This window comes from Arenibacter sp. F26102 (assembly GCF_023015865.1).
Taxonomy (GTDB): Bacteria; Bacteroidota; Bacteroidia; order Flavobacteriales; family Flavobacteriaceae; genus Arenibacter.
In genome coordinates this window covers 432,285-458,839 of the sequence record NZ_JALKBC010000003.1, presented here as the reverse complement: position 1 = coordinate 458,839, position 26,555 = coordinate 432,285, and the positions used below count along the sequence as shown (strand labels likewise).

Sequence of the window (26,555 nt, the reverse complement as noted above, 5' to 3'; positions counted from 1 at the left end):
TATTCTATTGCGGGAAGTCTTTATGCTTTTTGCCCATACAAAAGTATAGCGGTTGGCATTGGCCTCTATTTTAGTACCATCCACATAAATATCTTTTAAGCTTAAATACCCTTGCTCTGCCAGGAGCACTACGACTTGATTAAAGATTTTTTTGAACTGCCCTTTTAGTTTCCCGGAACGAAAGTTACTAATGGTATTATGGTCTGGCTTGGCCGTGCCTGCCAACCACATAAAATGAAGGTTCTCTCCCAAGGCTTCTTCTATCTTACGGGAAGAATACAAATTACGCAAGTAGGCGTAAATCAAAATCTTCAAGAGTACTTTAGGGTGGTAACTAGATGTTCCCCCTCCTTTATATCCCTTTTCTAAAATACTTAAATCTATTTGGTCCAATATTGTATTGACAATTCGTACCGGATGATTTTTTGGGACTAAATCATCATAACTGGGTGGGAGAAGACTTAACTGGTCTTGGTTATTGGTCTTCCATACTACTTTTCGGCTCATAACTAAAGTTACGATCCTTTAGCATTAATTCAAAAAAAAGAGGCCGCCTTTTTAGACAGCCTCTTTATACTTATCCTCTAACTGGATTGTTTTCTATTAAATCTATATAAAGATTGATTTTCTTTTTAAGATCCCTTCGATGGACTATGAAATCCAAAAATCCATGTTCCTGTAAAAATTCAGCGGTTTGAAACCCTTCTGGCAATTCTTTACCAGTAGCTTCCTTAACAACGCGTGGGCCGGCAAAACCGATCAATGCCCCGGGTTCGGAAATATTTATATCGCCCAGCATGGCATAGGAAGCAGTAGTTCCGCCAGTAGTTGGGTCCGTACAAAGTGAAATATAGGGGATACCAGCATCCGCAAGCTGCGCCAATTTAGCCGATGTCTTGGCCAATTGCATAAGTGATAATGCGGCTTCCATCATACGTGCACCTCCAGATTTTGAAATCATTACAAAGGGAATTTTCTTTTTAATGGCATAGTCTATGCCCCTTGCAATTTTCTCACCTACCACACTACCCATAGATCCACCAATAAAGCTGAAATCCATACAGGCAATGACTACATCCTTACCAAGTGATTTGCCCACTGCAGTCCTAACGGCATCTTTAAGTCCAGTTTTTGCCTCGGCCGCCTTTAAACGCTCAACGTACTTTTTAGTATCCTCGAACTTTAAGGGGTCTTTTGAAGACAATTTGGCATCCAACTCGGTAAATTTGTTTTTGTCGAATAGAATTTCAAAATATTCCTTACTACCTATTCTTACATGATAATCGTCCTCTGGGCTAACATAATAATTCTTTGCCAACTCATCGGACTCAACAATTTTACCCGTTGGTGATTTATACCAAAGGCCTCTTGGGGTATCCTTTTTCTGATCGGTAGCGGTTTGTATTCCTTTTTCCTTTCTTTTGAACCAAGATGACATAAGTTTTCCTTTAGGGTTGGGGGATTATAGGGTATTCACGTTGTTAAGGTCTTCAAATGCCTTTTTTAGACGTGTAATAAATGTTTTTTCTCCTTCTCTTAACCAAACACGTGGGTCATAATATTTTTTGTTTGGCTCGTCGGCACCATTTGGATTACCGATCTGAGACTGTAAATAGTCTTTTTTGCCTTGAACATAGTCCCGGATCCCTTCCAAGAAGGCATACTGTAAATCGGTATCTATATTCATCTTAATGACGCCATAACCAATGGCTTCACGTATTTCTTCAACAGTAGAACCTGATCCACCATGGAAAACAAAATCGATATGGTTGTGTTCCACACCGTATTTTTTAGTGATGAATTCCTGAGAATTTTTTAAAATTTTCGGAGTCAATTTTACGTTTCCTGGCTTATATACGCCATGTACATTTCCAAAAGCGGCGGCAATTGTAAATTTAGGGCTTACTTTTGATAATTCCTCATAAGCATAGGCAACCTCCTCTGGTTGGGTATATAGTTTGGAATCGTCTACATCAGAGTTGTCCACACCATCCTCTTCACCTCCGGTAATTCCCAATTCTATTTCCAAGGTCATTCCCATCTTACTCATTCTGGCAAGATATTTTTTGCAAATTTCAATATTCTCTTCTATCGATTCCTCTGAAAGGTCGATCATATGAGAGCTAAATAGGGGTTTGCCGGTTTCTTTAAAATGCTTTTCACTTGCATCCAATAAACCGTCTATCCAAGGTAATAATTTTTTGGCACAATGGTCTGTATGCAAAATTACGGTAGCCCCGTAAGCTTCAGCTAATTGGTGAACGTGTTTAGCTCCGGCAACTGCACCCAAAATGGCTGCTTGCTGACCGTCATTGGATAATCCTTTTCCAGCATTGAATTGTGCACCTCCGTTGGAGAACTGTATTATTACGGGAGCATTTAAACTGACCGCAGTTTCCAGTACCCCATTTATCGTGTTCGATCCTATAACATTAACAGCAGGTAAGGCAAATCCCTTTTCTTTTGCATAGTTGAAAATCTTCTGTACCTCATCTCCGGTTGCAACTCCTGGTTTAATATTGTGTGCCATAATCTTATTTTAGTGTAATTAATTAAAAAGATGGGACAAAAGTAATAAAATATTCAGCTCTAAAAAGGATAATTTATACCTATGTTGAATATAGCGTTGGACAAATTATAGTCTCTAAACCATCTTTTGGAGGATTCTTCGGCCGGATTATAGGTTTTTAAGCCCATATCCAACCTGAAGACGAAATAGGTGAAATCGTAACGGATTCCGAGTCCAGTGCCCAATGCTATGTCTGCTAGGGAACCCAAGTTTTCGAAGTTGGCCTTCTCATCGGTAACATTGTCGAAGACATTCCAAATATTACCTGCATCGGCAAAAATAGCTCCTTTAATATCTCCTACTAAGGGAAATCTATATTCCAAATTAAAAGCGATTTTTAAATTTGCTTCGTTAAAATCGTTTACATCCTCTGTTCTGCCAGGTCCAAGGGAATAAGGCAGCCAAGCACGGTTATCGTTAGACCCTCCCGCAAAATAACTTCTAACAAAGGGGATGTTGTCCGAATTGCCATAAGGTACCGCAATTCCGAAAAAACTCCTGAATGCCAGTACGTTGGATCCTGAGGAACTCCAATGTTTTATAAAGTCGAATTCAGTTTTAATGTATTGGGAATAGGGAACACCGAAAATCAAAAGTTTGTCGTCATCACTTTTATCAAATGGGATTAAATTGGAAATTCCAGACAGTAGATTTCCGGCACTTTCCAATTTGAACCTAAACTGATAAAAATCGTCATCGGCAATCCCATTCTTGTTGTTTTTATTATACGTGAAGTTACTTGCGAATATTAAATTGTTTTCTGTAAGTCTTATTCTTCTTTCCTCAATACTACTTACATCCTCATAATCAGTTTCGCTGGAAGATACCTCGCCATTTAGAATGGCATTGGTAAAGCCAGTAGTGCCTTCCGGAATAATTAACTCAGGATCGGTACTGTCATCTGTCGTCTCAAAATAAGCGGCCAGGGCAGGTTCGGTTTCGTAATTGTCGGCAATTTCATCCAAACTCTCAAAGGTACTTTCGTATACCGCAAAAAATCGATCGGGGTTTACATTGCGGACAAATTGCACATTTAATAACTCGGCCGTATTCTTTTTGAAATCTGTTGGGGACCAATTATAACCAAATACAGTGTTCAAAGTTTGTTTGTCCAGACCAATATTCTGTTGAAAACTCGTCCCAATGGATAATTTGGTTTTGGGAAGCATGTAATTAGGTATAATTCTAGATGTATTTACGAACGGGAACCAAATTCGGGGCAAATTAAGGTTGATATCCCCTCCCGTTTCCAAAATGTTAAAAAAGCGGTTATCCACTATGTCGGGATCACTCGAGGCACCTACGCTTATCCTTCCCGAAATGCTTAGGTTTTCTGCTCCTTTAAACAAATTTCTTGCTTGTAGGGACGGACTGAACGCAATACCCAAAAATTGGATGTTGGAGTGGGTTACATCAAAATCGGTGCCCAAGGAATATTTCGGTCTCGGGGAAAGGTAGATGTTGGCCGTTAATTTGGCTGCCACACTATCTTCTACAAACTCAATATTAGGATATTTAAAAGTGTTTAGGTTAGTGATCTGTCTGTAGGTCCTTATACGATCTATTTCTCTATAGATACTATCCTTTTTAAGGAAGACAGCATCTGTGAGCGTTTTTGGCTTGTAACGCAATTTGCCTTGATAGTAAATCGTAAAGTCTTTATAATCCAGCTTATTTACACTGTCCAATCCATTGTCAAAGGTGTAGTTGGTGTAAATGTTGATTTTCTTAAAGGAATGTACCTTGTACTTTGAAGTAGAAAGGGCGTTGTCTGTTCTTGTTTTTAAATCTTCAATATTCAAAAGTATATCCAATTTTTGATTGCTTCCCAATTTGGTTGTGTCCCCAATAAGATCATAGGAAATAGAGCTTTCCTGAAAGTTGTGGATTCCAGTATTTCTAAAAAGATTGGTCAGTCGCTCCCTTTCATTGTTGAAATTGTCCAAATCTATTTGCTGACCCGATTTTATAAATGAATTTTTCATATTCACTTTATGTATGGAGTCTAAAGCGTAAGAGGTAATTTCAGTGGATATGGAGTCTATTAGGTAGGGGTTGCCCAAATCCAAGTTATAGTTAATAATAGCCCTTTGTTTTTTATTGGTGCTATCAATAGTAAAAGTGGTGTTGTTATTAAAGTATCCTTTGCTTTTGTAGTAGGCATTTAGTCGTTGTAATGACCTTCTTGTTCTAGAGGTATCAATGATGGTGGGTGGTTCACCTATATTCTTGAACCAAATGCTGGCTCCCTTGACCAAAAAAGATTCCCCTAATCTTTCCACCTGTTTTTTGGACAAAATATTGATGAGGCGCTGTTCCCTTTTTTCTTTTTTGTGCAACCATACCTGATATGAAGAATCTGGATTTTTCTTGGCCAGATTGTATAAGTTTAATCTAAGGGGGTATCCCAATAGGGTGCTGTTCGGTTTTTGAAAAATAAGGCTGTGGATATCGTCGTCGGTTACTTTAACACTATCTACGTAAAGAAGGTTTTTGGTCAACAAGAGTTCATCTTCACCAACTCTTTTTGTGGCATTACACGACGTAATTGCAATTACTAGCAATAATAATCCTATTTTCGTAATGTTAAAATACATACACGGCCGTGTCCTCATAGAAGTCAAAAATACATTATTTGTATGGTTGTTAAAAGCCAAATAAAATTTATAAAAAATTTACAGCAAAAAAAGTACCGAACACAAAATAAGTTGTTTGTTGTAGAGGGAATCAAGACTGTAAAAGAGCTATTGGAATCCACTCTTAAGGTTCATAAAATATATGTAACGGATAGCACCGTATTGGGATTGAATAATGATTTTGTTGAATTGATTAGTGAGGGGGATTTAAGGAAAATGAGTGGATTGTCCACCCCCAATAAGGTGTTGGGTGTTTTTCATTTTCCTGTGCCAAGGCAAATAGACTTTTCTGACTGGGTAATTGCCTTGGATGATGTTCGGGATCCAGGAAATATGGGTACTATTATCCGTCTATGCGATTGGTTTGGAATTACAAACCTAATTTGTTCACCCAACACTGTAGATTGTTATAATCCTAAGGTTTTGCAGGCTACCATGGGGTCTATAAGCAGGGTGAATATTGTGTACGGGGATTTGCAGCAGGTTTTGGGCGAAATAGATATTCCTGTTTACGGAGCATTTATGGATGGTACGGTGGTATATACTGAACAATTCCCTAAAAAGGGGGTATTGGTGATGGGAAACGAAGCCAACGGGGTGTCCGAAGCCATTGAAAATTTAGTTTGCAAAAAGATAAGTATACCACAGTTTGGCGCTAAAACAGCGGAAAGTTTAAATGTAGCAACGGCTACAGCTATTCTATTGAACGAAATTAGAAGGGGGTAATCCTCTATTCAAACGTAAAATTAATAAAAAGTCCTCTTGTCATCATAGCCTCAACATTGCCCGTCCAAGGGCTATTGGGGTCGTTGTCTCGAATTAATTCATCGTTAATGGCGAAAACGCCACGGATGGAAGGGGTGAACTTGAAATATTCCAAATAGAAATCAATCCCAAAACCCATTTCATAGTAATATGTGGTCTTTTTCATCCGGAAGGTGGCACTGCTGTTGTCGTCCAAACTTTGTTCATTGCTGCCCAGGTTTAATGATGTTGATGCCCCGCCAACAAGAAATGGTTTCCAATTTCCAAGTCTTTTGGCACTGACCTTTAGGAGCAAGGGAAAGTTTATATAGGTCGATTTTACCTCTCGGATTGCGTCCCTTTCATTGTCGAAACCTGGAAATCCCAAGTTTCTCTGATTGTAATGTAGTCCCGGCTCAAATCGCAGGTCCAAAAATTTATTGAGTCGTAGTTCACCAATGAGACCTACATTAAAGCCGAAGGATTTGTCTACCAGAATATCGGGCAGATCATCTTTGTATTCAAATTTAAAGTCGTATTGATTGAAGCCTAAAAAATATCCCCAATTTAATAATGGCTGGTCCTCATTTTCAAGGTTCATTACGGGTTTTTCGTTAAACTGGGCATTGGAATTCGTACCTAGTAGTATAAAACCCAATAGAAGAATAAGAATGTTTTTCATATTTTACTTTGTAGCTACATATATGGAGGCCACCCCAAATGTTTGTGGTCTATTGTCTATACCTATAAACCCAATTTTATTCAAAATATTGTTGAAGGCTGCTCCATGTGGAAAGGCAGCTGCGGATTCCGATAAATAGGCATAAGCGCTACGGTCCTTGGAGAATAACTTCCCAATGGCCGGAAGGATAAATTTGGTATACAATTTATAGCCTTGTTTAAAGGGTGTTTTTGTGGGGATCGACGTTTCCAAAACCACAAAGGAACCGCCAGGTTTTAATACCCTATATATTTCGGACAGGCCTTTTTCTAGATTTTCAAAATTCCGAACGCCAAAGGCAACGGTAATGGCATCAAAGGAATTTGCCTCGAATGGCAGATTTTCGCTATCGCCCACTATCATATTGATAATGCCATCCAAATTTTTTTCAGTTATTTTTCTTTTACCAACTTCCAGCATGCCGGCAGAAATGTCCAAGCCAATAATTTCCTTTGCACCTGTTTTGGTCATATTAATGGCTAAATCCCCAGTTCCGGTAGCGATATCCAAAATTTTTGCAGGATGTTTTTCTGAAACTATGGATACAACACGCTTTCTCCATTTAATGTCTATTCCAAAAGATATTACCCTGTTCAATCCATCGTAATTTCCGGAAATAGTATCAAACATTTTTGTTACCTGTTCCTTTTTGCCTAGCGTTGAATCTTTATATGGGGTTACCTTCTTATCCATAATCATTATATTTTTGGTAAAGATACTATATAGGCATAAAGTTATACTTCTATTTTTTACAATATGCACCGACCTCTTATTTGTTTTAACTTCCGTGTTTTGGAATACAACCCAATTTAATTGTGTAATTTTGTGCCGCTTATATTCGGATTTTATTTGAAATTGGCCTTAACAAGCTTCAGTACTATTTAACCAAAATGGATTTGATACCTATCACAAAGGGAGGTATACAAATAAATAGATGTAGTTTCCATTTTTATTAAATTTAGGTGCCGGAGGGTGCAAAATGATAACAACACCGGACCAACCATTAATTATTATGCACTTAGGTTGATGAAAAACAATTTATATATCAGATGAAAATTATTATTGCAGGAGCAGGTGAAGTAGGATTTCATTTGGCTAAATTATTGTCATACGAATCTCAGGATATTACGCTGATAGACTGTAATAAGGACAGTTTATCATATGCAGATAGCCATTTAGATATTAGGGTGCTTAGGGGAGATGCCACCTCAATTGCCATTTTAAAGGATGCCCAGGTAGAGAAATCCGACCTGGTCATTGGTGTAACGTCCTCCGAGACAACCAATATTACCTTGTGTATGTTGGCTAAACAATTGGGTTGTAAGCGAACAATAGCCCGTATTTCCAATGCCGAGTTTATCCATAATAAAGAAGCTATAAGATTTTCGGATCTGGGTATAGATGAGCTTATTTCACCGGAGGCTTTGGCAGCTACTGAAATACAGCTTCTATTAAATCAATCTGCATTTAACAATACCTACGAATTTGAGGAAGGCCTGTTGATAATGGTGGGTGTTTCCTTGCCCAAAAGTGCACCTTTTGTGGGCAGGACGGTAAAAGATGCTGCAAAAATATTTCCTGAACTACACTTTATGCCCATTGCAATTCAAAGGATGGGTACTCAATATACCATTGTGCCTCGGGGAGATACCGTTTTTAAAGAAAATGATCAGGTTTATTTTATAACCGCCAAAGAGGGGTTGGATGAACTTTATAAACTCACCGGTAAAGAGAAAAAGGAAATCAAAAACGTTATGATACTGGGAGGTAGTAAGGTTGGCTATAAAACGGCTCGTGATCTCTGTAGAAATAAGTTCAATGTAAAGCTTATTGAGAAAAACAAAGAAAAGGCCTTCGATTTGGCAGATGAGCTACCTAGTGCCCTTATCATTAATGGTGATGGACGAAATGTAGAATTGCTGGAAGAGGAAAATCTGGAGGCAATGGATGCTTTTGTTGCTGTTACCGGAAATTCGGAAACCAATATTATGTCTTGCTTGGTGGCCAAGTCCAAGAATGTTAAAAAGACAATTGCCTTGGTTGAAAACATGGATTATTTTCAATTGTCCCATTCCATAGGTATAGATACCTTGCTCAATAAAAAACTATTGGCCGCGAATAATATCTTCAGGCATATCCGTAAAGGTGAAATAGTGGCGATGACCAGGTTGAATAATTTAAATGCGGAGATTTTGGAATTCATTGTTAAACCTACATCCCAAGTGAACGGGCAAATAATTAGGGAGCTCGAATTTCCGAGGGAAGCTACTATTGGAGGCGTAATCCGGGATAACCAAGGGATCATAGCCCTTGGAGGATTTAAGATTACAGAAGGTGATAGGGTAGTGGTCTGTTGTTTGCCAAGTGCTATTCCAAAAATTGAAAAGCTATTCCTGTAGTATGGGTTTAAATTCTAAAATTATCATTCACCTCATGGGATTGCTATTGCTCTGCAATGGGTTTTTTATGATTTTGGCTGCGGTTGTCAGCGGAATTTACGATGACGGCGCTACCTTGGACATTACCCTTGCTGCAATTGTTACCATGCTGGTAGGTGTTTTGGCCATGTTCTATACCCGCAATCACAAAAAGGAAGTAAAACGCAAGGAAGGGTACATCATTGTTACCTTTGGTTGGTTGGTCATGTCCGCTTCAGGCATGTTGCCCTATCTCTTTTCCGGAGCTATTCCGGATATTACCAATGCTTTTTTTGAAACTATGTCCGGTTATACCACCACTGGCGCTTCAATAGTAGATGATATAGAGGCTTTGCCTGAAGGAATTCTTTTGTGGAGAAGTTTAACGCATTGGATTGGAGGAATGGGGATTATAGTACTTGCCATTGCCATTTTGCCCCTTTTGGGAATTGGAGGAATGCAGTTGTTTGCTGCGGAGGCTCCCGGACCAAGTGGGGATAAATTGCACCCTAGGATTACGGATACCGCTAAAAGACTGTGGTTAATTTACTTTAGTTATACGGTGGCTGAGACCTTATTATTGAAACTTGCTGGAATGTCTTTTTTTGATGCAATAAATCATTCCTTGGCAACCTTGTCCACAGGAGGTTTTTCTACGAAGAATGCCAGTATGGCCTATTGGAACGACCAACCTTTGATACAATACATAGTAATTCTGTTCATGTTTTTGGCGGGAAGTAATTTTGTGCTCAGTTATTATGCCTTTAAGGGCAAGGTGCAGAAAGTGATAATGGATGAAGAATTTAAATTCTACTCTATTTTTATAGTTTGTTTTACCGTAGTTGCCAGTTTAGTGGTCTATTTTCAGGCCAATGTGCCGGTGTCCGATTTTCATCCCATGGTTTTGGGGGAGTGGGAAAGCTCTTTTAGGCATACCTTGTTCCAAGTTGTTTCTGTTATTACGACCACAGGGTTTGTGACAGCTGATTTTACTTCGTGGACACCCTTTTTAACCATATTCTTTTTTGGATTGTTTTTTCTCGGTGGCTCGGCCGGTTCTACCGCTGGTGGTATCAAGGTAATGAGGCACTTGCTCATTATTAAGAATGGTTTGTTGGAATTTAAACGTACCCTGCATACCAATGCCATTATTCCTGTTAGGTATAATAATAAGACGGTTCAGGAAAATATTGTATACAATATCATAGCATTCTTTGTGCTTTATATGTTACTATTTATAATTGGATCCTTGGTGCTTGGTGCATTGGGGTTGGACTTTGAAACCGCTGTGGGAGGGGCTGCTTCTTCCTTGGGGAATGTAGGTCCGGCCTTAGGTGCCTTAAATCCTTTGGCCAATTTTAATAGTCTTCCGGCATTGGGGAAATGGTGGTGCGGATTTCTAATGCTCTTGGGTAGATTGGAACTATTTACGGTATTGATATTATTTTCGCCTTATTTCTGGAAGCGTATATAGAATATCAAAAACATAAAAAAAATGGACGCCGATTGGGGCGTCCATTTTTTTTTAAGACTAAAGTCTGTATTATACAACTGCCTTTATTCTGGCAATAGCTTCTCTCAATTCTTTTTCGGAGGCTGCATAGGAAATACGAATACAATTGGCATTTCCAAAGGCTTCACCGGTAACGGTAGCTACATTTGCCTTTTCCAAAAGGTAAAGCGCAAAGTCAGAGGCATTATTGATCAAGGTCCCGTTGAGTGTTTTTCCAAAAAAGCTGGAAATATCTGGGAATACATAAAATGCTCCCTCTGGTACATTAAGGTTAAATCCTTTTATTTCACCCAATAATTCCAATACAAGATCACGTCTTTTGTGGAATTCATCGATCATGAACTTAATGGAAGAAACAGGGGCGTCAAGAGCAGCTATGGTAGCGCGTTGGGCAATTGCATTGGCGCCACTGGTAATCTGTCCTTGGAACTTGTTACATGCTTTGGCGATCCATTCCGGGCCTCCAATGTAACCAATACGCCATCCGGTCATTGCAAATGCTTTGGAAACTCCGTTTACCGTAACGGTGCGGTCGTACATTCCATCAATATTGGCAATACTTACATGGCCACCAATAAAATTGATGTGCTCGTAAATTTCATCGGAAACAATAAAAATATTTGGATGTTTTCTCAATACTGTGGCCAAACCTTCCAATTCCTCCTGATTGTAAACAGATCCACTTGGATTACATGGGGAACTGAACCAAATCATTTTGGTTTTTGGCGTTATGGCCTTCTCCAATTGTTCTGGAGTCATTTTAAAATCGGTGTCGATACTCGTAGGTACTTCCACGGGGACACCTTCGGCCAATTTCACAATATCACTGTAACTTACCCAATATGGGGCTGGCAAAATTACTTCATCTCCATCGTTGAGCATTACCATGGCAATATTAGCCAAAGATTGTTTCGCACCTGTAGATACTACAATCTGGTTTAGGCCGTAAGTCAGGCCATTGTCCCTTTTGAATTTATTGGCAATAGCCTGCTTTAAATCGGCATAACCATCCACAGGGGAGTAGCTGCTATAATTTTGGTCTATTGCTTGTTTAGCAGCTTCTTTAATGAAATCCGGTATGTTAAAGTCAGGTTCCCCCAGACTTAAACCAATGATATCTTTGCCTTCGCTTTTTAATTCCCTGGCTTTAGCGGCCATAGCCAGTGTGGCCGAGGTGGACATGGAGTTGATCCTATCGGATAAATGGTTCTTCATTTTTCTGTTATAATTTACTGATATTGTAATGCGGGTTTTTTACCCAATTCTTTTAGATGTTTGAAGTGCGAAATTATAGCTTTTCTTGTAGTTTTATATTCGTTGTATGGCAAATTAAACTCATTTGCAGTCTCTTTAACAATTTTGGCAATTTTTGTGTAATGTATATGGCTTATGTTGGGGAAGATATGATGTTCCACTTGATGGTTTAAGCCTCCTGTAAACCAGTTTACAATACGGTTTTTAGTACCAAAATTTACGGTTGTGAACAATTGGTGTATAGCCCAGGTATTTTTCATGGTACCATCTTTTTCAGGTAAGGGAGTTTCAGCTTCGTCTACCACGTGCGCCAATTGGAATACCACACTCAGAATAACACCGGCAACATAGTGCATTATAAAGAATCCTATGAGAATTTTCCACCAGGCGATATCTAAAAATACCATAGGTACAATAATCCAAATGGTTATATAAATAAGCTTGGTAACGACCAACATACTCCAGTTCATGAAGGGATTGGGGAATTTTCCGTAGGCCAATTTTCTTTTGGTATAGCGATACATTTGTTGAAAATCGGTAGTAATGGCCCAATTAAAAGTTAGAAGGCCGTAAAGAAGAATGGAATAAAAATGTTGGAATTTATGGAATTTGTGCCATTTGGCATGTTTTGAAAACCTTAATATCCTACCAGCTTCCAAATCTTCATCGTGCTCGTGAATATTCGTGTAGGTATGGTGCAGAACATTGTGCTGAACTTGCCAATTATAAACGTTTCCGGCCAGGATATAAATGCTGCCTCCCATAAGTTTGTTTACCCACTTTTTATTGGAATAGGAGCCGTGGTTTCCATCATGCATGACATTCATGCCAACTCCGGCCATACCAACGCCCATGGTGATGGTCAATAACAAATTGGCCCAATTAGGGAGTCCTAGGGTCAAAATTAGAAAATAAGGTGCCAAAAATAGGGCAAACATTACGGCTGTCTTTAAGTGCAATTTCCAATTACCTGTTTTTTTTAGGTCGTTTTCCTTGAAGTAATTATTAACGCGCTTATTAAGGGTTTTAAAAAATTGGGCAGAGTCTTTTCGTGAAAATCTTATGGGATTGTTGTCCATGATTTAATTTTTTGTAAATATACGGCAATTCGGGCCCAAATTAAGTATAACTGTTTTGTTAAAACTTAGGCCATGCCTGTTAAAGTACTATTTTTGCAAAAATTTAACGAAACAAAATGGACTACACAATCATTTATAAATATTTTCCAGATTTAACGGATCTGCAGAAACAGCAAATAGAAAAATTGCAACATTTGTACCAGGATTGGAATTTGAAGATAAATGTGGTTTCCAGAAAGGATATAGATGAGCTTTATATGCGACATGTGTTACATTCATTGGCTATAGCAAAATTTCAAAAATTTAATCCCGGGACGGAAGTATTGGATGTAGGAACCGGAGGAGGATTTCCTGGTATTCCCTTGGCCATTTTATATCCCGAGACCCATTTTACCCTGGTCGATGCAATAGGGAAAAAGATCAAGGTGGTGCAGGAAGTTGTGGCGGGACTGGAAATTGAAAATGTCACTGCAGTCAATTCGAGAGTGGAAGAAATTAAGGGGCAGTTCGATTTTATCGTTAGTAGGGCAGTGGCGGCTATGCCAACCTTTACACATTGGGTGAAAGGCAAAATAAAAAAGAAATCCGAACACGAACGTAGGAATGGAATCCTTTATTTGAAAGGGGGAGATCTTGAAGAAGAATTAAAGGGATACCGTACCGTTGAAATCTATGATCTATCGGCAATATTTGAAGAGGAATTCTTTGAAACCAAAAAGTTGGTGTACTTACCCGTAAAATTTAAGGGTTAGTATTAAAGACTTAACATGTGATAATAGGACTCTCTACAAGTTTTGGCATAGGCCTTTATGTAATTGGGGATATTCCTAAATGAAAATCTTTTTACTTTATTCCGAGTTTTGTTTTCAGTGCTTTCTTTCATGGTCAATCGCTTTTATGTTAACTTTAAATTCACTGTAAATTTACAATATCTTAACGTTAAATTTACATTATAATTGTGTAAAAGATGGTTTAAATTATGTTAAAAGTTTGCTTTGGCTTAGGTTTATTCCGAAATAGATTGCTTTAGACAGTCCAAATTATGGGTTTTACGGAGCAAACGATGGAGGTGTAGTTGCCGATAATGGGTGAGAAGAATTTTATAATAAACATGGCCCGTATCTGCAAGAAGCAAATACGGGCCATGTTTATTTAGTTTTATTCCCTTATCCCAGGAATGGATACCTATAATCTACTGGAGTAACAAAGGTTTCCTTTATTAATCTTGGTGATACCCATCGCAATAGGTTTTGGGCCGATCCGGCCTTATCGTTGGTGCCTGATGCCCTTGCACCTCCAAATGGTTGCTGTCCTACAACGGCACCTGTAGGTTTGTCGTTAATATAAAAGTTACCGGCACAGTTCTGCAATGCTTTGGTAGCTTCGGCAATTGAATAACGATCTCCTGAGAGTACCGCACCGGTAAGAGCATATTCAGAGGTGCTATCTACCAATTTAAGTGTTTTGGACCAATCCTTGTCCTCATAAACATAAATGGTAACCACGGGTCCGAAAAGCTCGGTTTCCATGGTAGTATATTTTGGATCGGTCGTTACAATGACCGTAGGCTCTATAAAATAACCTTTGGATTTGTCGTAATTACCGCCTGCATAAATTTCTGCGTTTTCGTCTTTTTTAGCCTGGTCGATATATTTGGCCAGCTTGTCAAAAGAACCTTCGTGAATTACGGCCGTAATAAAATTGCTCATGTCCTCTGGGGAACCGGGTTTGTTGAACGATTCTACATCCGATTTAACTAAATCCAATATTTCTTTTGAAATGGATTTTGGTAGGTAGACTCTTGAGGCAGCACTACATTTCTGACCTTGGAATTCAAAGGCACCCCTCACAATAGCTGTAGCTACCTGCTTGGGATTAGCGGTAGGATGGGCTATAATGAAATCCTTGCCTCCTGTTTCGCCTACAATCCTAGGGTAGGTTTTGTAGATATGGATATTGTTTCCGATCTGTTTCCATAATTCCTTAAAGACGTGGGTAGATCCTGTATAATGAATTCCAGCAAAATCAGGGCTGCTCAAAGCTTCTTTAGTAATCATCACTGGATCTCCGTAAACCACATTGATAACACCATCGGGAAGTCCTGCTTCCTTAAAGATATCCACTATTACTTTGGCAGAAAAGACTTGGCTGTCACTTGGTTTCCACAATACCACATTCCCCATCATTGCCGCACTGGCAGGAAGATTTCCTGCAATTGCCGTAAAATTGAAAGGAGTAATGGCATAGATAAAGCCTTCTAAAGGACGGTATTCCACCCTATTCCAAATACCTTCGGCAGAATCCGGTTGCTCCTCGTAAATCTGGGACATGTATTCTACATTGAATCGAAGGAAATCTATAAGTTCACATGCCGCATCAATCTCGGCCTGATGTATATTTTTTGATTGTGCAATCATCGTTGCAGCATTAATTTTGGCCCTATAAGGTCCAGAAATTAACTCTGCCGCCTTTAGGAAAATAGCAGCGCGTTGTTCCCATTCCAAATTAGCCCAATGTTCCCTTGCTTCCAATGCGTTGGCAATGGCATGGGTTACATCTTCCTTCTTGGCAGTGTGATATTGGCCTACTATATGCTTATGGTCATGTGGAGGAGAAATAGGTTTGGTGTTTCCCGTTTTTACATCCTTCCCTCCAATATACATTGCAACGTCGGTGTTGGCATTAAAATAGGCACTGTATTGCTTTAGTACTTCTTCCCGCTCAGGAGAGCCAGGGGCATAACTTTTAATAGGTTCGTTATATGCCGTGGGTACTTGAAAAAATCCTTTTCCCATGATAATTTAGATTTAAGTTCAAATTTACGGCAAAGGTACTAAATGCATCTGCGATAATAAAAAGAAGTGTTGAGTGAATTTTGTTTTCAGGGATGGTATTGAAAATATAAAATTAACAGATTATTAGTGTTAATAATTTATGCAATGCACGGTTTTTTCCTTGAAAGAATATCCAGGAAAATAAGGAGAAAGACTATGTGATTTCTGAATTCTAATTTAAGGCGAACGGAGCGCTAAATTTAAATGTAGGGATATAAACCCTGAACTTATCCGAATTATTTATGCTTACCATGTTGTAATGGCCCTTCATAGCTCCAATAGTGGAAGCCAAAAGGCACCCGGAACTGTAGGTGTGCGATTCGCCAGGCTTAATTACCGGCTTTTTACCAATTACCCCTTCTCCATCCAAGACTTCCAATTCATTTAAGGAATCGTAAATCTGCCAATGGCGGGACGTCAACTGAACAGAATCCTTGCTTTGGTTTTCTATGGTAATGGTATAGCCGAAAGCAAAATGCATCTTATAGTTCTTGAAGAAAGTTCCTTCAAAACTGGTGTTCACGGATATTTTAATGCCTTTAGTTACCTGTGTTATCATAAGATTGGATTCTAAAATGTAAATAAACTACCTATCGAAAACTATACAACTTATAGTACTGACCTAAACATAAAATACAATATTCTAAAATACGTATTCAACTAGGATTATCAATCTACCTTGCCCGAGAGGATTTCCACATTGTTTTGCAAAGATAAATAGCAAATTTCGCAAATTATATTAAAATTGCAATTCTTTTAGCAATCAAAACGGTACCTCTAAAAAGCAATTAGTCAGCAAGATAAGTAAGAAGAGCCAATTTAAAAAGTTAATATTGATATGATCGGTGTAATTATATTTTTTTCTGATGTAAGTCTAAACATTTCTTCCCAGGGCACTGTTGGGAAGAGTGTTGTTGACTGAACAGCTTGGCCATCATACTTTATTATACTTTTTAGAAACTCTCATGGCCTGCCCTATAATTTCCTAAAAGCAGTTGAATTGATTATCATGGATATTTTATTGACCTACGTCAAAATTTATTTATAATCAAAAGAGCACAGATTCATGAATATTGACTTATTTTTATTTGTAATCGAATTATAATTGCGGAAATTTGAGAAAAGGTAATATGGTATTGAAAGGAGTAAAGAATGTTTTGGCGACAGGCCGGAGAAGGTTGACAAAGATGTTGGTCTATGTCCGGGAACATCCTTTCAAATCATTATTAATTGGCGCAATTGCTGGATTTTTTAGTCTGTTTTTACTTTTTTTGGTTATCTATCTGGGTGCCTTTGGCAAATTGCCGACCAAGGCCTATTTAAAGAGCTTGAAAAATCCGGTAACTTCTACCATTTATGCTTCCAATAAAGAACCTATTGGGTATTATTATCTTCAAAACAGATCTAATGCTGATAGTTCACAAATAGGGTCATCCCTTAAACAGGCACTTGTTGCTACGGAAGACGTGCGTTTCTATGAACATGGGGGAATAGATTACCAAAGTTATGCGAGGGTACTGATAAAATCGATCATATTACAGCAAAATACAGGAGGTGGTAGTACTATTACCCAACAGGTTGCCAAAAATTTGTTTGGAAGGGAAGAACAGTTTTTTCTTTCAACCCCAATTAATAAAATTAGGGAAATATTTATCGCTAGAAGACTGGAAAAAATTTACGATAAGGAGGATATCATTTTGCTATATTTTAATACCGTTTCCTTTGGCGAAAATGTCTACGGGATAGAAAAGGCATCCTCACGTTTTTTTAACAAGGCTCCCGAAGAATTGACATTGCCGGAAAGCGCAACCTTGGTTGGTCTATTAAAGGCTCCATCCTATTATAATCCCAGAAGGTTTCCGGAAAGGGCCCAGCAAAGACGAAATGTAGTGCTTTCCCAAATGCTTAAATACAATTATATCACCGAAGAAACTTTCGACGAGGCTCAGATTCCAATGAAGGTGGATTATCAGACGCCAAAAAAAGTTTCGTCTTTTTCTGCTTATTTTAAGGATTATGTAGCCGCAGAATTTGCGGTTTGGGCTGAAGATAACCCTGCACCCGATGGTCATATTTACGATTTGGAGGCAGACGGCTTAAACATATATACTACCTTAAATACCAACATACAGAAGTATGCAGAATCTGCACTGCATCGCCAAGCGGACAATCTGCAGAAACTTATGGATACCTATTGGGCTTCGGCAACTACGGAAGGGGGAAAGGAGGTGTTGTTGAAAAAATTGGTAGACCAAAATAACCATATACAACAAATGCGTCAAGCTGGAAAAACGGAAACTGAAATTGATGCTTTCGTCAAGGAAAAGAGAAAGAGAAAGTATTGGGTGATCGGCAAGGGATATGAAGAACAAATGCAGTCGTTGGAAGATTCCATTACAAAAAGTATAAATAGGTTGCATGCCGGGGTTATTGCTGTTAGTAGTGTCTCTGGTAGGATAATGGGATATGTTGGCGGAATAGATTATGGATTTAGTCAAATAGATAATGTTACCGCGCCTAGGCAGGTGGGGTCCACCTTTAAGCCAATTACCTATTTGGCGGCCTTGCAAGCAGGGGAGGAACCTTGTAATTATTATGACAACAACCTTGTTACCTATTCAAAGTATGAAGATTGGAGACCTCGAAATTCCAATAATAAGTATGGAGGTAGTTATAGTATGTATGGTGCTTTGGCGAATTCCGTGAATACGGTTTCCGTTACCCTTCAGTTGAAGACAGGAACCGAGAGGGTGTTGGACCAAGCAAAAAAAATGGGCATAGAATCGGAACTTCCCAATGTGCCTTCCATAGTGCTGGGCACTGCAGATATCAGTTTGATGGAAATGGTAACTGCTTATGCCAGTATTTCCAATGGGGGGAATAAAATAAAACCTTATGCCATTGATCGCATAGAAGATGAACAAGGTAATATATTATATGAAGCCAAGCCTATATATGAGGGTAGGGTGGCAAGCACCGAAAATATTAAGACCTTACAAAAAATGATGGAAGGTGTTATTAAGGCAGGTACTGGTTCTCGGTTATTGGGTTATGAAATTCCTTATAATCTCATTGGTAAGACCGGAACCACCCAAAATAATGGGGATGGTTGGTTTATAGCCTGCTCCCCCGAGCTGGTTGTAGGCTCCTGGGTAGGCACCTTTGATAAACGCGTGCAGTTTGCTTCCACGAGTATGGGATCTGGTTCCAATACAGCCCTGCCCATTGTGGCATCCATTTTTAAAAATTTAAGTTACTGGAAACGACCGCTACTCAGCAATTTTGAGTATGGTTTTGATTACTTTCCTTGTAGGCCATTTGTAGAATTGAATGCACAAGAGGCTTATGAATTTGCCCAGACAGATTCCATCTATTTACAGGAATTACGGGTAAGGGATACCCTTGCTGTGTTGGTAGATACACCTATTACAATCGATTCGGTCCAGGGGATTGTGCCAGGACAAATAGCGTTCGATTCAATAGTGAAGGATAGTCTTTCAATAGAATTGAATACTTCCAAAACTGATGGCAACCAATAAAACGGTTATATGAATTCGATTTTCTGATTGAATAATAATCAGCGATTTAATAGATTTAAAAATTATTGTAAATGATATATTTACCCCTATACGGACATATTGTACCTTTCTTAAATACTCAAGTACCCTAGTTAACGTACACCCTATATTTGGATGGTTGTTCATCCATTGGAATTTAGATAGTTAGATTGTAATATTTCATTTTCATTAACAATTTTTTCTTACATTTGTAGAAAAATAAATTATAGGAAAAATATTACTTTTTAAAATTATAGACTTACCCAAATAAGGACTACCAAATCTTTAGCAATGTTTCCGTAGGTATTGTAGGTTGTATATTATTCACCTTAATCATATCCAGAAAATAGTTGGCAGGCGATTTGTATGTGTCTTTTTACACTTTTTAAGGTTATGAAGATTGAAACAGTATGCATTATTGATGATGATCCCATTTTTGTTTATGGGACAAAAGTATTATTAAACTACAACAGCTGTTTTGGTTCTTCAGTTATTGTACATGAGGACGGAAAGGAGGCCTTGGAAAATCTTACTGCAATGGTTAAAGGTGGAGAACAATTACCTGATGTCATTTTTCTGGATTTAAATATGCCCATTATGGATGGATGGGAATTCTTGGATGAATTTGTGAAATTACCCTTAGAAAATAAACCTAGGGTATATATAGTGAGCTCTTCTATTGATAATCAGGATATTGAAAAGGCCCATACCTATGACATAGTAAAAGACTTTATAGTAAAGCCATTGTCCGATTCCATTCTTTCCGATCTGTTCAAGACCATAGAGACGGAGGGTGCTGCATAAGACCTCATTGTAAAATATCTGCTTCGTTTATTCTGTAGGCTTGTGGAATTTGATGATTGTGCTTTCTTGACTTATTGGAAAAACTCTAAGTTTTGTTTGGTGTTTGCCAAGAGTTGATGGGCTTGTACCTAACGTTCGTTGGAAATATAGGCCTATAGGTAAAGAATCCAAACTTTGTATATATTGGCTCATGGCCTTGCTAAAGTACGTCCTCACAGGAGATAGGAACCTGTCTCTTCCAACATTTATCCCTAATCCAACAACAAGGACAATATTGAAATTTCGATGGTTGTCAAAAATGGAGAAGCGAACCTAAAAATATATTTCCGAGATGTTTTTTTAATTATGTAATTAGAAATGAACAGGGGCTATTTTATTTATCCACCACTACCTTTTTTTCTGGGACTTTGGATTTAGATACGTCCATTTGTCTTACCGTTCTACCTTTTTCGATAATCAGCCGTATATCCTCTAGCGTTAAATATAAGCAGGGTACAATGACTAAAATAATGGCAGTTGCAAATACGATGCCGAATCCCAGAGAAATTGCCATGGGAATTAAATAATAGGCCTGACTCGAAGTTTCAAGAATAATAGGGGCCAATCCACCAAAGGTAGTCATGGTGGTAAGCATTATGGGCCTAAACCTTCTAAGGCCGGCTTCGTGAATGGAAGTGTAAATGGGGTTTCCTTCCTTTCGCCGTTTATTGGCATAGTCTATCATAATCAGTGAATCATTGACTACCACTCCCGATAATGCTATGACCCCCATTAAACTTACCAATGAGAGGTCGTAACCAAGCAAGATATGGCCTATAACGGCACCTACTATTCCAAATGGAATGGCGGTCATGACGATCAAGGGTTGTGCATAGCTGTTAAAGGCAATGGCCAGTAATACATAAATTAAGCCCATGGCAATTGCGAAGCCGGCCCTAAGGGTGTTGGTGCTTTCCCTCATATCTGCCTGACTTCCTTCAAAGCTCCAAGTGATTCCAGGAAAATCGGCCCGTAATTGTGGTAGCGTTTCTTCCTGCACCATGTTGATGACCCTTGTAACGGTATTGGCTGGTTCAACGTCCATACCAACATTGACTATTCTACGGCCATCCCTACGGTTGATACTGCTAAAGGCCTCCCTTTGTTCCACCTTCACCAAATCCATTAAGGGGACCTCCAATCCATTGGGGGTACGTATCAGGAAATCTTCCAAATTTTTGATATCCTTACGCTCTTCAATTGGCAGTTTTACCCGTACCTCAATTTCGTTCATTCCACGAAGCTGTCTCATTGCTAAAGCTCCAAAAAAACCATCGCGCACCTGTCGGCCTACCTCGTCAGAAGTGAGCCCAAGGCTTCTACCTTGAGGTAATATCTTAAAATCGAGCTGCATTTTTCCCTTGTTGTAGTTGTCCGTAACATCACGCGTATTGGAAAATGCCTTCATCCTTTCTACAAATGCGCCGCTGGCTTTTTCCAGCACATTGATATCCGAATGGCTGAGGTCTATGCTAATGGCCTGCCTTGCACCTCCAGGACCTCGTTCCGCCTCAAAGGTAATTTGGTCAACACCTTCAATATCCCCAATATTATCACGCCATAGGGCAATAATCTCGGCAGCTGTAATATCCCGTTGGTCTGGAGGCAACATCACAATTTCGACATCTATAAAATTCTGTCCACGTACATTTGTCTTAATTCCTTCTGCAACTTCATAAAGATTGTGCTCATCAAACATGCGCTGGGTAGAGATGGTGATGGCATGTGCTACCTTGGCCGCCTGGTCAGGAGTGGTGCCAACCGGTAGGCGAACCCCAGCTTCTATTTCGTCGGCTGCAACTTCGGGCATCATGATCATTCCCATATGTCCGCTATAGCCATAACCTCCTACGATGAGTAATAGAGCAACAGCGGTGGTGAGCGTAATATATCGGTATTGTAAACACTTGTCCAACAATGGGCGATATTGATTTTCTATAAAACGGTCAAAACCATTTGCAAAAGAACGCTGCCAACCTTCAAGCTTTTTTACCCATTTGTTTTTATTGGTTTCTTTTTTAAGATGCGCCAAATGGGATGGTAAAATAAATAGCGCTTCCAACAATGAAACCCCTAAAATTACGATCACCACCGCAGGTAAGGGTTGCCAGAATTTACCAGTTTCACCGGGCATAAATAAGAGGGGTACAAAGGCTATAATGGTTGTCACAATGCTAAAGACGACCGGCATGGAAACATCTTTGGTTCCCGCAATGGCAGCTTTAATGGGGCTTAATCCCTTCTGACGGTATTCGTACACATTTTCTCCCACCACAATGGCATCATCTACCACGATACCAAGCACTACCAAAAACCCGAACATGGAAATCATATTTACACTGATACCGATAAGGGGCAGGAATATCATTCCTCCCACAAATGAAACGGTCATACCCATCATTACCCAGAATGCTAGGCGATACTCTAAAAATAAGGTCAAGATAATCAGCACTATGATAATGGCGAGCACTCCATTTTCGGTAAGAAGCGATAGCCGTTCCCGATAATCCGCGGCGCGATTGCTATCTGTGCGATATTTAATACCAGGAGGTAATTGGAAATCTTTCATGATGCCCTCAACGGCATCGGCAATCTCAAGAGGGGACTGATTCCCGATTCGGAAAATGCGAAGTTCCACATAGTTTTCTTGATTGAATTGGCCGTGAAATCCAGTTTCCTCAAATCCATCGGTGATGGTGGCAATATCTTCCAAGGTTACCTTGGCCCCAGAGGCAGAAGAGACCACAGTAATATTTCCATATTCTTTGGCCCATTGTTTTCGCTCCTGCATCCGTAGTAATATTTCACCACTTTGGGTTTGTACAGCCCCTGCAGGTACATCATTGCTGCTTTGTTCAATAATATCTGCGACCTGTCCTAGGGTCAGGTTGTATTTTTGTAGGTTATGGCGGGGAATCTCGATCCGGGTTTCATAATCGGGCACATTACCTAGTTCCACCTGTGTAATCTTGGGATTACTGAGAAGGATATTGCGCAGGCGTTCGGCTAATTGACGCAATGTCCAAATATCTGCCTTGCCGTATAATCCAATTTGAAGCACATCCCGTTGACGGGATTGCAGACTTACAATGGGCTGTTCAATATCATCCGGAAAGGTACGTATACGATTAATGGCCTGATCAATATCTTGAAAAGCTTTCATTCGTTCAGATCCTGCAACAAGTTCTATAAGAATCTCTCCCGAGCCTTCATTGGCTTCGGAAGCAATTTCCTTGATTCCCTGAACTGCCCTAACGGCTTCCTCTACGGGTTGTAGTATACCTTGCTCCACTTCTGCCGGTGAAGCACCAGGATAGGCCACCGAAACTTCAACAAAATCTAACTGAAATTCTGGAAATACTTCCTTTTGTATTTTGAACATGGTAAAAATTCCACCGCCGAGAAGCACCAACATAAGTAGGTTGGTGGCAATGGAGTTCTTGGCCATATAGGCAATAGCACCTTCTTTCCTCGGTGTTTTATTTTCTTTCCTTTCCTTTTTGTCCATGGTCTAGCTATTGTGTCGGTTCTTTTTCGGAGCCTTCTGACCGTGTTCTTAGTCCAATACCATTGCTTACCGTACTTAAATCTGAGATAACTACATGTTCTCCCTCTTGTAAGCCTTTACGAATGTAGGCGTACTCGTTATCCGTCAGCACGATATCAACTTTGCGAATCTCCAATTTGTCCTCCTTCATCACCCAAACCGTTTCGTTACTTCTAATATAATCCCTGCTTAGACGTATAACATCGTCCAATTTATTGGCCTGAATATCCACTTCAACAAAGGTGCCTATCATTAGTTTAGGCTTTCCTTTCAATTCGATATTTTTAGCTAGTGGATCTATAACTTTTACCAGCACCCTTGCCAAACGGGTTTGCCCGTCCAAGGCACCAATCTGTCTGTCTAGATAACCTTCACGATACTGCTCTTCCGGCCAGGCCGTAGAATTCTTGATAATTACTGTAGCACCCCTGTCCTTATCATTTTCAGGGAAGCGTAGCCATTGCAGTTTGGAAACCGGTACGGTTGCAGTAACCCAGTAAAACTCCGTGCCAACTAGACGACCTAAATCATCCCCAGGACCAACTTGGGAACCTGTAGTGACGTTCTGGCTAAGAATATGTGCATCAAAAGGAGCACGGATAGTAGTTCTTTCCAAATTTAATAGCGCTTGGTCCACAGAGGCTTTGGCACCCACGATGGTAGCCTTAACGGCATTAAGCTGGGGCTGCCGTAATACTAGTTGTCTCTCTTCTGCGGAAAGTGGATTGTCTTTAAAAAGGGAATCATTGGTAATAAGCTCTAAATCTTGTTCAGCTATCTGCTGTCGTCCCATTTCGGTATCCAGGGTAGTCTTGGACTGAAGTAATTCACTCTTTCTGAGTTCTAGGGTGTTTTTATAATCGGAAGGGTCTATCTGCAGCAGGGGTTGATTCTTTTTTACAAAACCTCCGGGAGTAAATGCGGGATCCCTACGTATTATCTGTCCCGAAACCAACGGACTTAAGGTAATATCCTCTACAGGTTGCACTGTTCCCGTTGCTGCTACAGTAGGTTCAAATGAGCCTCCTTTTACAGTTATCACATCTACCAACATGGCCGTTTCTATACTAGCCCCTTCGGTCTTTGCTTCTGGTTCCGTAGAAAATATAAGGGTGGTGATAGCAATCCCTGCAATGAGTATAGCTAAACATATCCACAGTATTTTTTTATTGCTCATAAAGTTAAAATTCTATTGATTGTCTATTTCTCTACCCGTTTCAAATCCACCCGCCAATGCCCTATACAATGCAATTCGTATGAGAATTAGTTGCCGTTGGGACACTATATAATCCCTGCGGAGTTGTTGCTCGGCGTCCAAACCTATAAGTACATCCAGATAGGGGCTAAATCCATTAAGGAACTCCACCCTTAGTTGTCTGTTGCTTTTTTGTGCCAATTCCAACTGTCTATCTATATTTTCTACCCTTAGTTTTTGCATTAATTCCTGTGTCAGGCTGTTCTCCACTTCTTGAAATGCCTCCAAAGTGGTCTGTCCATATTCCAAAAGGCGTTGTTGTTTAATGGCCTGGTTGCGATCCACTTCAGCACTTAGCTGTCCCCCATAGAAGAGGGGGGCCAATATATTTCCGGCTAAGGTATAGGCCCAATTGTCAAAGAGATTTTGAAAGCTGTTGGAACGCAGTTGTCCCCTACCACTTACGGATATTCTTGGATATTTACTACGCACTGCAGACGCCATATCCCTATCCGAAGCCAATAATAGGGCGTAGGATTGCTGTATGTCCGGTCTACGTCTAATAAGTTCCAAGGGCATACCTGCATCGGGTAGTTCTGGTAGTGTTGGCAGGTCGGTAGATTCAAAAGCCAAATTTATTTGTGGCTGTTTACCCAAAAGTACTGCCAATTGATTTTCCAAAAGGGCTACATTGGTTTCAAAAATTATCTGTTGCTCCTTGGTACTTTCCAATAACTGGGCCTGTCTTAGGATGTCTACTGCCCTAATCTGACCTCCCACGAACCTCGTTCTTATAAGTTTAATAATATCCTCATTGGTGGAAATTTGATCCAACGAAATTTGTAGTTGTTTTTTTGCCGCTATTAGTTGGTACCAAGTTGTTGCAATTTCAGCTGAAAGAGATATTGCTGCAGTTTGGTAATCATACAGACTGGCCTCCGACCTAAATTTTTCGGCCTGTACCGAAGTACGTATCCTTCCCCATAAATCCAATTCATAATTGGCGGTCAGACCCAATTGTGTATTTTCCCCACCCACAAAATCGGGTTCGGGTAAATTAATTGCAGATTGTGCGCTAGCTCCAATTTGTGGCCATTTATCCGCGCCCTCACGTGCTACAATGGCTTTTGCTGCCAAAAATTGTTGCCAAGTAGCCGCTAGATTCATGTTAGACTGTAATGCGGAATCGATGAGGATATTAAGTTGCTCATCGTTAAAGACGGTCCACCATTTGTCTGCCAAAACACTTGAACCATTGTATGAGAATTCCTTTAAGTCATCAATGGGTAAGGCTACATTTGAAAATTTAGGGGAACAGCCAAAGAAGAGCAAAACGAAGATCAAAAAACTAAATGGAAAGGCCTTTTGTAAACCTTTTAGTTTGAATTGCATTTTTAATCCTATGGTAGTGCTTTTAGTCTGCAATGGTAGGGTTATGTTTAGGTTTTCCCTAAAATACTTTTTTTAGCGCTATTACTGTATTAACAAAATCTTAATTGTTAATAATGTCTTAAGGAAATGGGTTTGGGTTTAGCCAATACCGATTGCGTTAGTATTGATTTTTTGCTGCGTTTGCTGTAGCAGTAATTTGGGTAAACTGTTAGCTATCGGAACATACTACTTTCAGATGATAAACGGAAGAGGAT

General features: G+C 39.6%; 19 protein-coding genes. 6 read left to right on the top strand and 13 right to left on the bottom strand.

Annotated elements, in window-relative coordinates:
• The 4 genes from MWU78_RS06210 to MWU78_RS06195 form a co-directional block, all read right to left on the bottom strand.
• Positions 1-507 (bottom strand): transposase (locus MWU78_RS06210; protein ID WP_246996000.1); only part of this gene is annotated, 507 nt, incomplete at its 3' end.
• A 70-nt stretch (positions 508-577) separates the two neighbouring features.
• Complete coding sequence (gene accD / locus MWU78_RS06205; RefSeq protein WP_187581741.1) at positions 578-1,438, bottom strand: acetyl-CoA carboxylase, carboxyltransferase subunit beta; 861 nt, start codon at positions 1,436-1,438, stop codon at positions 578-580.
• 24 nt (positions 1,439-1,462) lie between these two features.
• Positions 1,463-2,530 carry a class II fructose-bisphosphate aldolase gene (fbaA, locus tag MWU78_RS06200; RefSeq protein ID WP_246995998.1) on the bottom strand — a complete coding sequence of 356 codons (1,068 nt, stop codon included), beginning with the start codon at positions 2,528-2,530 and terminating at the stop codon, positions 1,463-1,465.
• Between the two features lie 59 nt (positions 2,531-2,589).
• Positions 2,590-5,133, bottom strand: coding sequence for a BamA/TamA family outer membrane protein (locus MWU78_RS06195; RefSeq protein WP_348647059.1), 2,544 nt, complete (start codon positions 5,131-5,133; stop codon positions 2,590-2,592).
• A gap of 75 nt (positions 5,134-5,208) precedes the next feature.
• On the opposite strand from MWU78_RS06195, the gene MWU78_RS06190 reads away from it, so the two are divergent.
• The gene (locus MWU78_RS06190; protein WP_246995994.1) at positions 5,209-5,931 is read left to right on the top strand and encodes an RNA methyltransferase; all 723 of its coding nucleotides are present in this window, start codon (positions 5,209-5,211) and stop codon (positions 5,929-5,931) included.
• Positions 5,932-5,935: 4 nt separating this feature from the next.
• On the opposite strand, the gene MWU78_RS06185 is transcribed toward MWU78_RS06190, so the two are convergent.
• Both MWU78_RS06185 and ubiE read right to left on the bottom strand, forming a co-directional pair.
• Entirely contained in the window at positions 5,936-6,631 is a 696-nt protein-coding gene (locus MWU78_RS06185; RefSeq protein WP_246995992.1) for a porin family protein, read from the bottom strand.
• A 3-nt stretch (positions 6,632-6,634) separates the two neighbouring features.
• A complete protein-coding gene (ubiE, locus tag MWU78_RS06180; RefSeq protein ID WP_246995990.1) occupies positions 6,635-7,363 on the bottom strand; it encodes a bifunctional demethylmenaquinone methyltransferase/2-methoxy-6-polyprenyl-1,4-benzoquinol methylase UbiE in 729 nt (242 codons plus the stop codon).
• Positions 7,364-7,719: 356 nt separating this feature from the next.
• Between ubiE and trkA the strand changes: the two genes are divergently transcribed.
• Complete coding sequence (trkA, locus tag MWU78_RS06175; protein ID WP_246995988.1) at positions 7,720-9,069, top strand: Trk system potassium transporter TrkA; 1,350 nt, start codon at positions 7,720-7,722, stop codon at positions 9,067-9,069.
• A 1-nt stretch (position 9,070) separates the two neighbouring features.
• On the top strand, positions 9,071-10,561 hold the full coding sequence (locus MWU78_RS06170) for a potassium transporter TrkG (RefSeq protein ID WP_246995985.1): 1,491 nt from the start codon (positions 9,071-9,073) through the stop codon (positions 10,559-10,561).
• Positions 10,562-10,630: 69 nt separating this feature from the next.
• Here MWU78_RS06170 and MWU78_RS06165 read toward each other — a convergent pair whose 3' ends face one another.
• Both MWU78_RS06165 and MWU78_RS06160 read right to left on the bottom strand, forming a co-directional pair.
• Positions 10,631-11,815, bottom strand: a complete 1,185-nt coding sequence (locus MWU78_RS06165; protein WP_246995983.1) for a pyridoxal phosphate-dependent aminotransferase — start codon at positions 11,813-11,815, stop codon at positions 10,631-10,633.
• A gap of 14 nt (positions 11,816-11,829) precedes the next feature.
• The gene (locus tag MWU78_RS06160) at positions 11,830-12,933 is read right to left on the bottom strand and encodes an acyl-CoA desaturase (RefSeq protein WP_246995981.1); all 1,104 of its coding nucleotides are present in this window, start codon (positions 12,931-12,933) and stop codon (positions 11,830-11,832) included.
• Between the two features lie 116 nt (positions 12,934-13,049).
• On the opposite strand from MWU78_RS06160, the gene rsmG reads away from it, so the two are divergent.
• Positions 13,050-13,685: a 16S rRNA (guanine(527)-N(7))-methyltransferase RsmG gene (rsmG, locus tag MWU78_RS06155; RefSeq protein ID WP_246995979.1), complete on the top strand. Its 636-nt coding sequence runs from the start codon at positions 13,050-13,052 to the stop codon at positions 13,683-13,685.
• A gap of 414 nt (positions 13,686-14,099) precedes the next feature.
• Here the strand turns inward: rsmG and pruA are convergent, their stop codons facing one another.
• Positions 14,100-15,728: an L-glutamate gamma-semialdehyde dehydrogenase gene (pruA, locus tag MWU78_RS06150; protein WP_246995977.1), complete on the bottom strand. Its 1,629-nt coding sequence runs from the start codon at positions 15,726-15,728 to the stop codon at positions 14,100-14,102.
• Positions 15,729-15,939: 211 nt separating this feature from the next.
• Entirely contained in the window at positions 15,940-16,326 is a 387-nt protein-coding gene (gene apaG / locus MWU78_RS06145; RefSeq protein WP_187581727.1) for a Co2+/Mg2+ efflux protein ApaG, read from the bottom strand.
• A 556-nt stretch (positions 16,327-16,882) separates the two neighbouring features.
• Here apaG and MWU78_RS06140 point away from each other — a divergent pair.
• Positions 16,883-19,306, top strand: a complete 2,424-nt coding sequence (locus MWU78_RS06140; protein ID WP_246995975.1) for a transglycosylase domain-containing protein — start codon at positions 16,883-16,885, stop codon at positions 19,304-19,306.
• 411 nt (positions 19,307-19,717) lie between these two features.
• Positions 19,718-20,128 (top strand): response regulator, encoded by a 411-nt coding sequence (locus tag MWU78_RS06135; RefSeq protein WP_246995973.1) that lies wholly within the window; start codon positions 19,718-19,720, stop codon positions 20,126-20,128.
• A gap of 373 nt (positions 20,129-20,501) precedes the next feature.
• On the opposite strand, the gene MWU78_RS06130 is transcribed toward MWU78_RS06135, so the two are convergent.
• The 3 genes from MWU78_RS06130 to MWU78_RS06120 are packed head-to-tail and all read right to left on the bottom strand — an operon-like array spanning position 20,502 to position 26,301.
• Positions 20,502-23,675, bottom strand: coding sequence for an efflux RND transporter permease subunit (locus tag MWU78_RS06130; RefSeq protein WP_246995971.1), 3,174 nt, complete (start codon positions 23,673-23,675; stop codon positions 20,502-20,504).
• A gap of 7 nt (positions 23,676-23,682) precedes the next feature.
• Positions 23,683-24,891: an efflux RND transporter periplasmic adaptor subunit gene (locus tag MWU78_RS06125; RefSeq protein ID WP_246995969.1), complete on the bottom strand. Its 1,209-nt coding sequence runs from the start codon at positions 24,889-24,891 to the stop codon at positions 23,683-23,685.
• A gap of 12 nt (positions 24,892-24,903) precedes the next feature.
• A complete protein-coding gene (locus MWU78_RS06120) occupies positions 24,904-26,301 on the bottom strand; it encodes an efflux transporter outer membrane subunit (protein ID WP_246995967.1) in 1,398 nt (465 codons plus the stop codon).
• Positions 26,302-26,555: the final 254 nt, after the last annotated feature.

Coding starts and splice junctions, on each gene's coding strand:
- accD (WP_187581741.1), bottom strand. CDS start 1,438: ATGTCATCTTGGTTCAAAAGAAAGGAAAAAGGAATACAAACCGCTACC.
- trkA (WP_246995988.1), top strand. CDS start 7,720: ATGAAAATTATTATTGCAGGAGCAGGTGAAGTAGGATTTCATTTGGCT.
- pruA (WP_246995977.1), bottom strand. CDS start 15,728: ATGGGAAAAGGATTTTTTCAAGTACCCACGGCATATAACGAACCTATT.
- MWU78_RS06170 (WP_246995985.1), top strand. CDS start 9,071: ATGGGTTTAAATTCTAAAATTATCATTCACCTCATGGGATTGCTATTG.
- ubiE (WP_246995990.1), bottom strand. CDS start 7,363: ATGGATAAGAAGGTAACCCCATATAAAGATTCAACGCTAGGCAAAAAG.
- MWU78_RS06185 (WP_246995992.1), bottom strand. CDS start 6,631: ATGAAAAACATTCTTATTCTTCTATTGGGTTTTATACTACTAGGTACG.
- MWU78_RS06160 (WP_246995981.1), bottom strand. CDS start 12,933: ATGGACAACAATCCCATAAGATTTTCACGAAAAGACTCTGCCCAATTT.
- MWU78_RS06135 (WP_246995973.1), top strand. CDS start 19,718: ATGAAGATTGAAACAGTATGCATTATTGATGATGATCCCATTTTTGTT.
- MWU78_RS06125 (WP_246995969.1), bottom strand. CDS start 24,891: ATGAGCAATAAAAAAATACTGTGGATATGTTTAGCTATACTCATTGCA.
- MWU78_RS06120 (WP_246995967.1), bottom strand. CDS start 26,301: ATGCAATTCAAACTAAAAGGTTTACAAAAGGCCTTTCCATTTAGTTTT.
- fbaA (WP_246995998.1), bottom strand. CDS start 2,530: ATGGCACACAATATTAAACCAGGAGTTGCAACCGGAGATGAGGTACAG.
- MWU78_RS06130 (WP_246995971.1), bottom strand. CDS start 23,675: ATGGACAAAAAGGAAAGGAAAGAAAATAAAACACCGAGGAAAGAAGGT.
- apaG (WP_187581727.1), bottom strand. CDS start 16,326: ATGATAACACAGGTAACTAAAGGCATTAAAATATCCGTGAACACCAGT.
- MWU78_RS06190 (WP_246995994.1), top strand. CDS start 5,209: ATGGTTGTTAAAAGCCAAATAAAATTTATAAAAAATTTACAGCAAAAA.
- MWU78_RS06165 (WP_246995983.1), bottom strand. CDS start 11,815: ATGAAGAACCATTTATCCGATAGGATCAACTCCATGTCCACCTCGGCC.
- rsmG (WP_246995979.1), top strand. CDS start 13,050: ATGGACTACACAATCATTTATAAATATTTTCCAGATTTAACGGATCTG.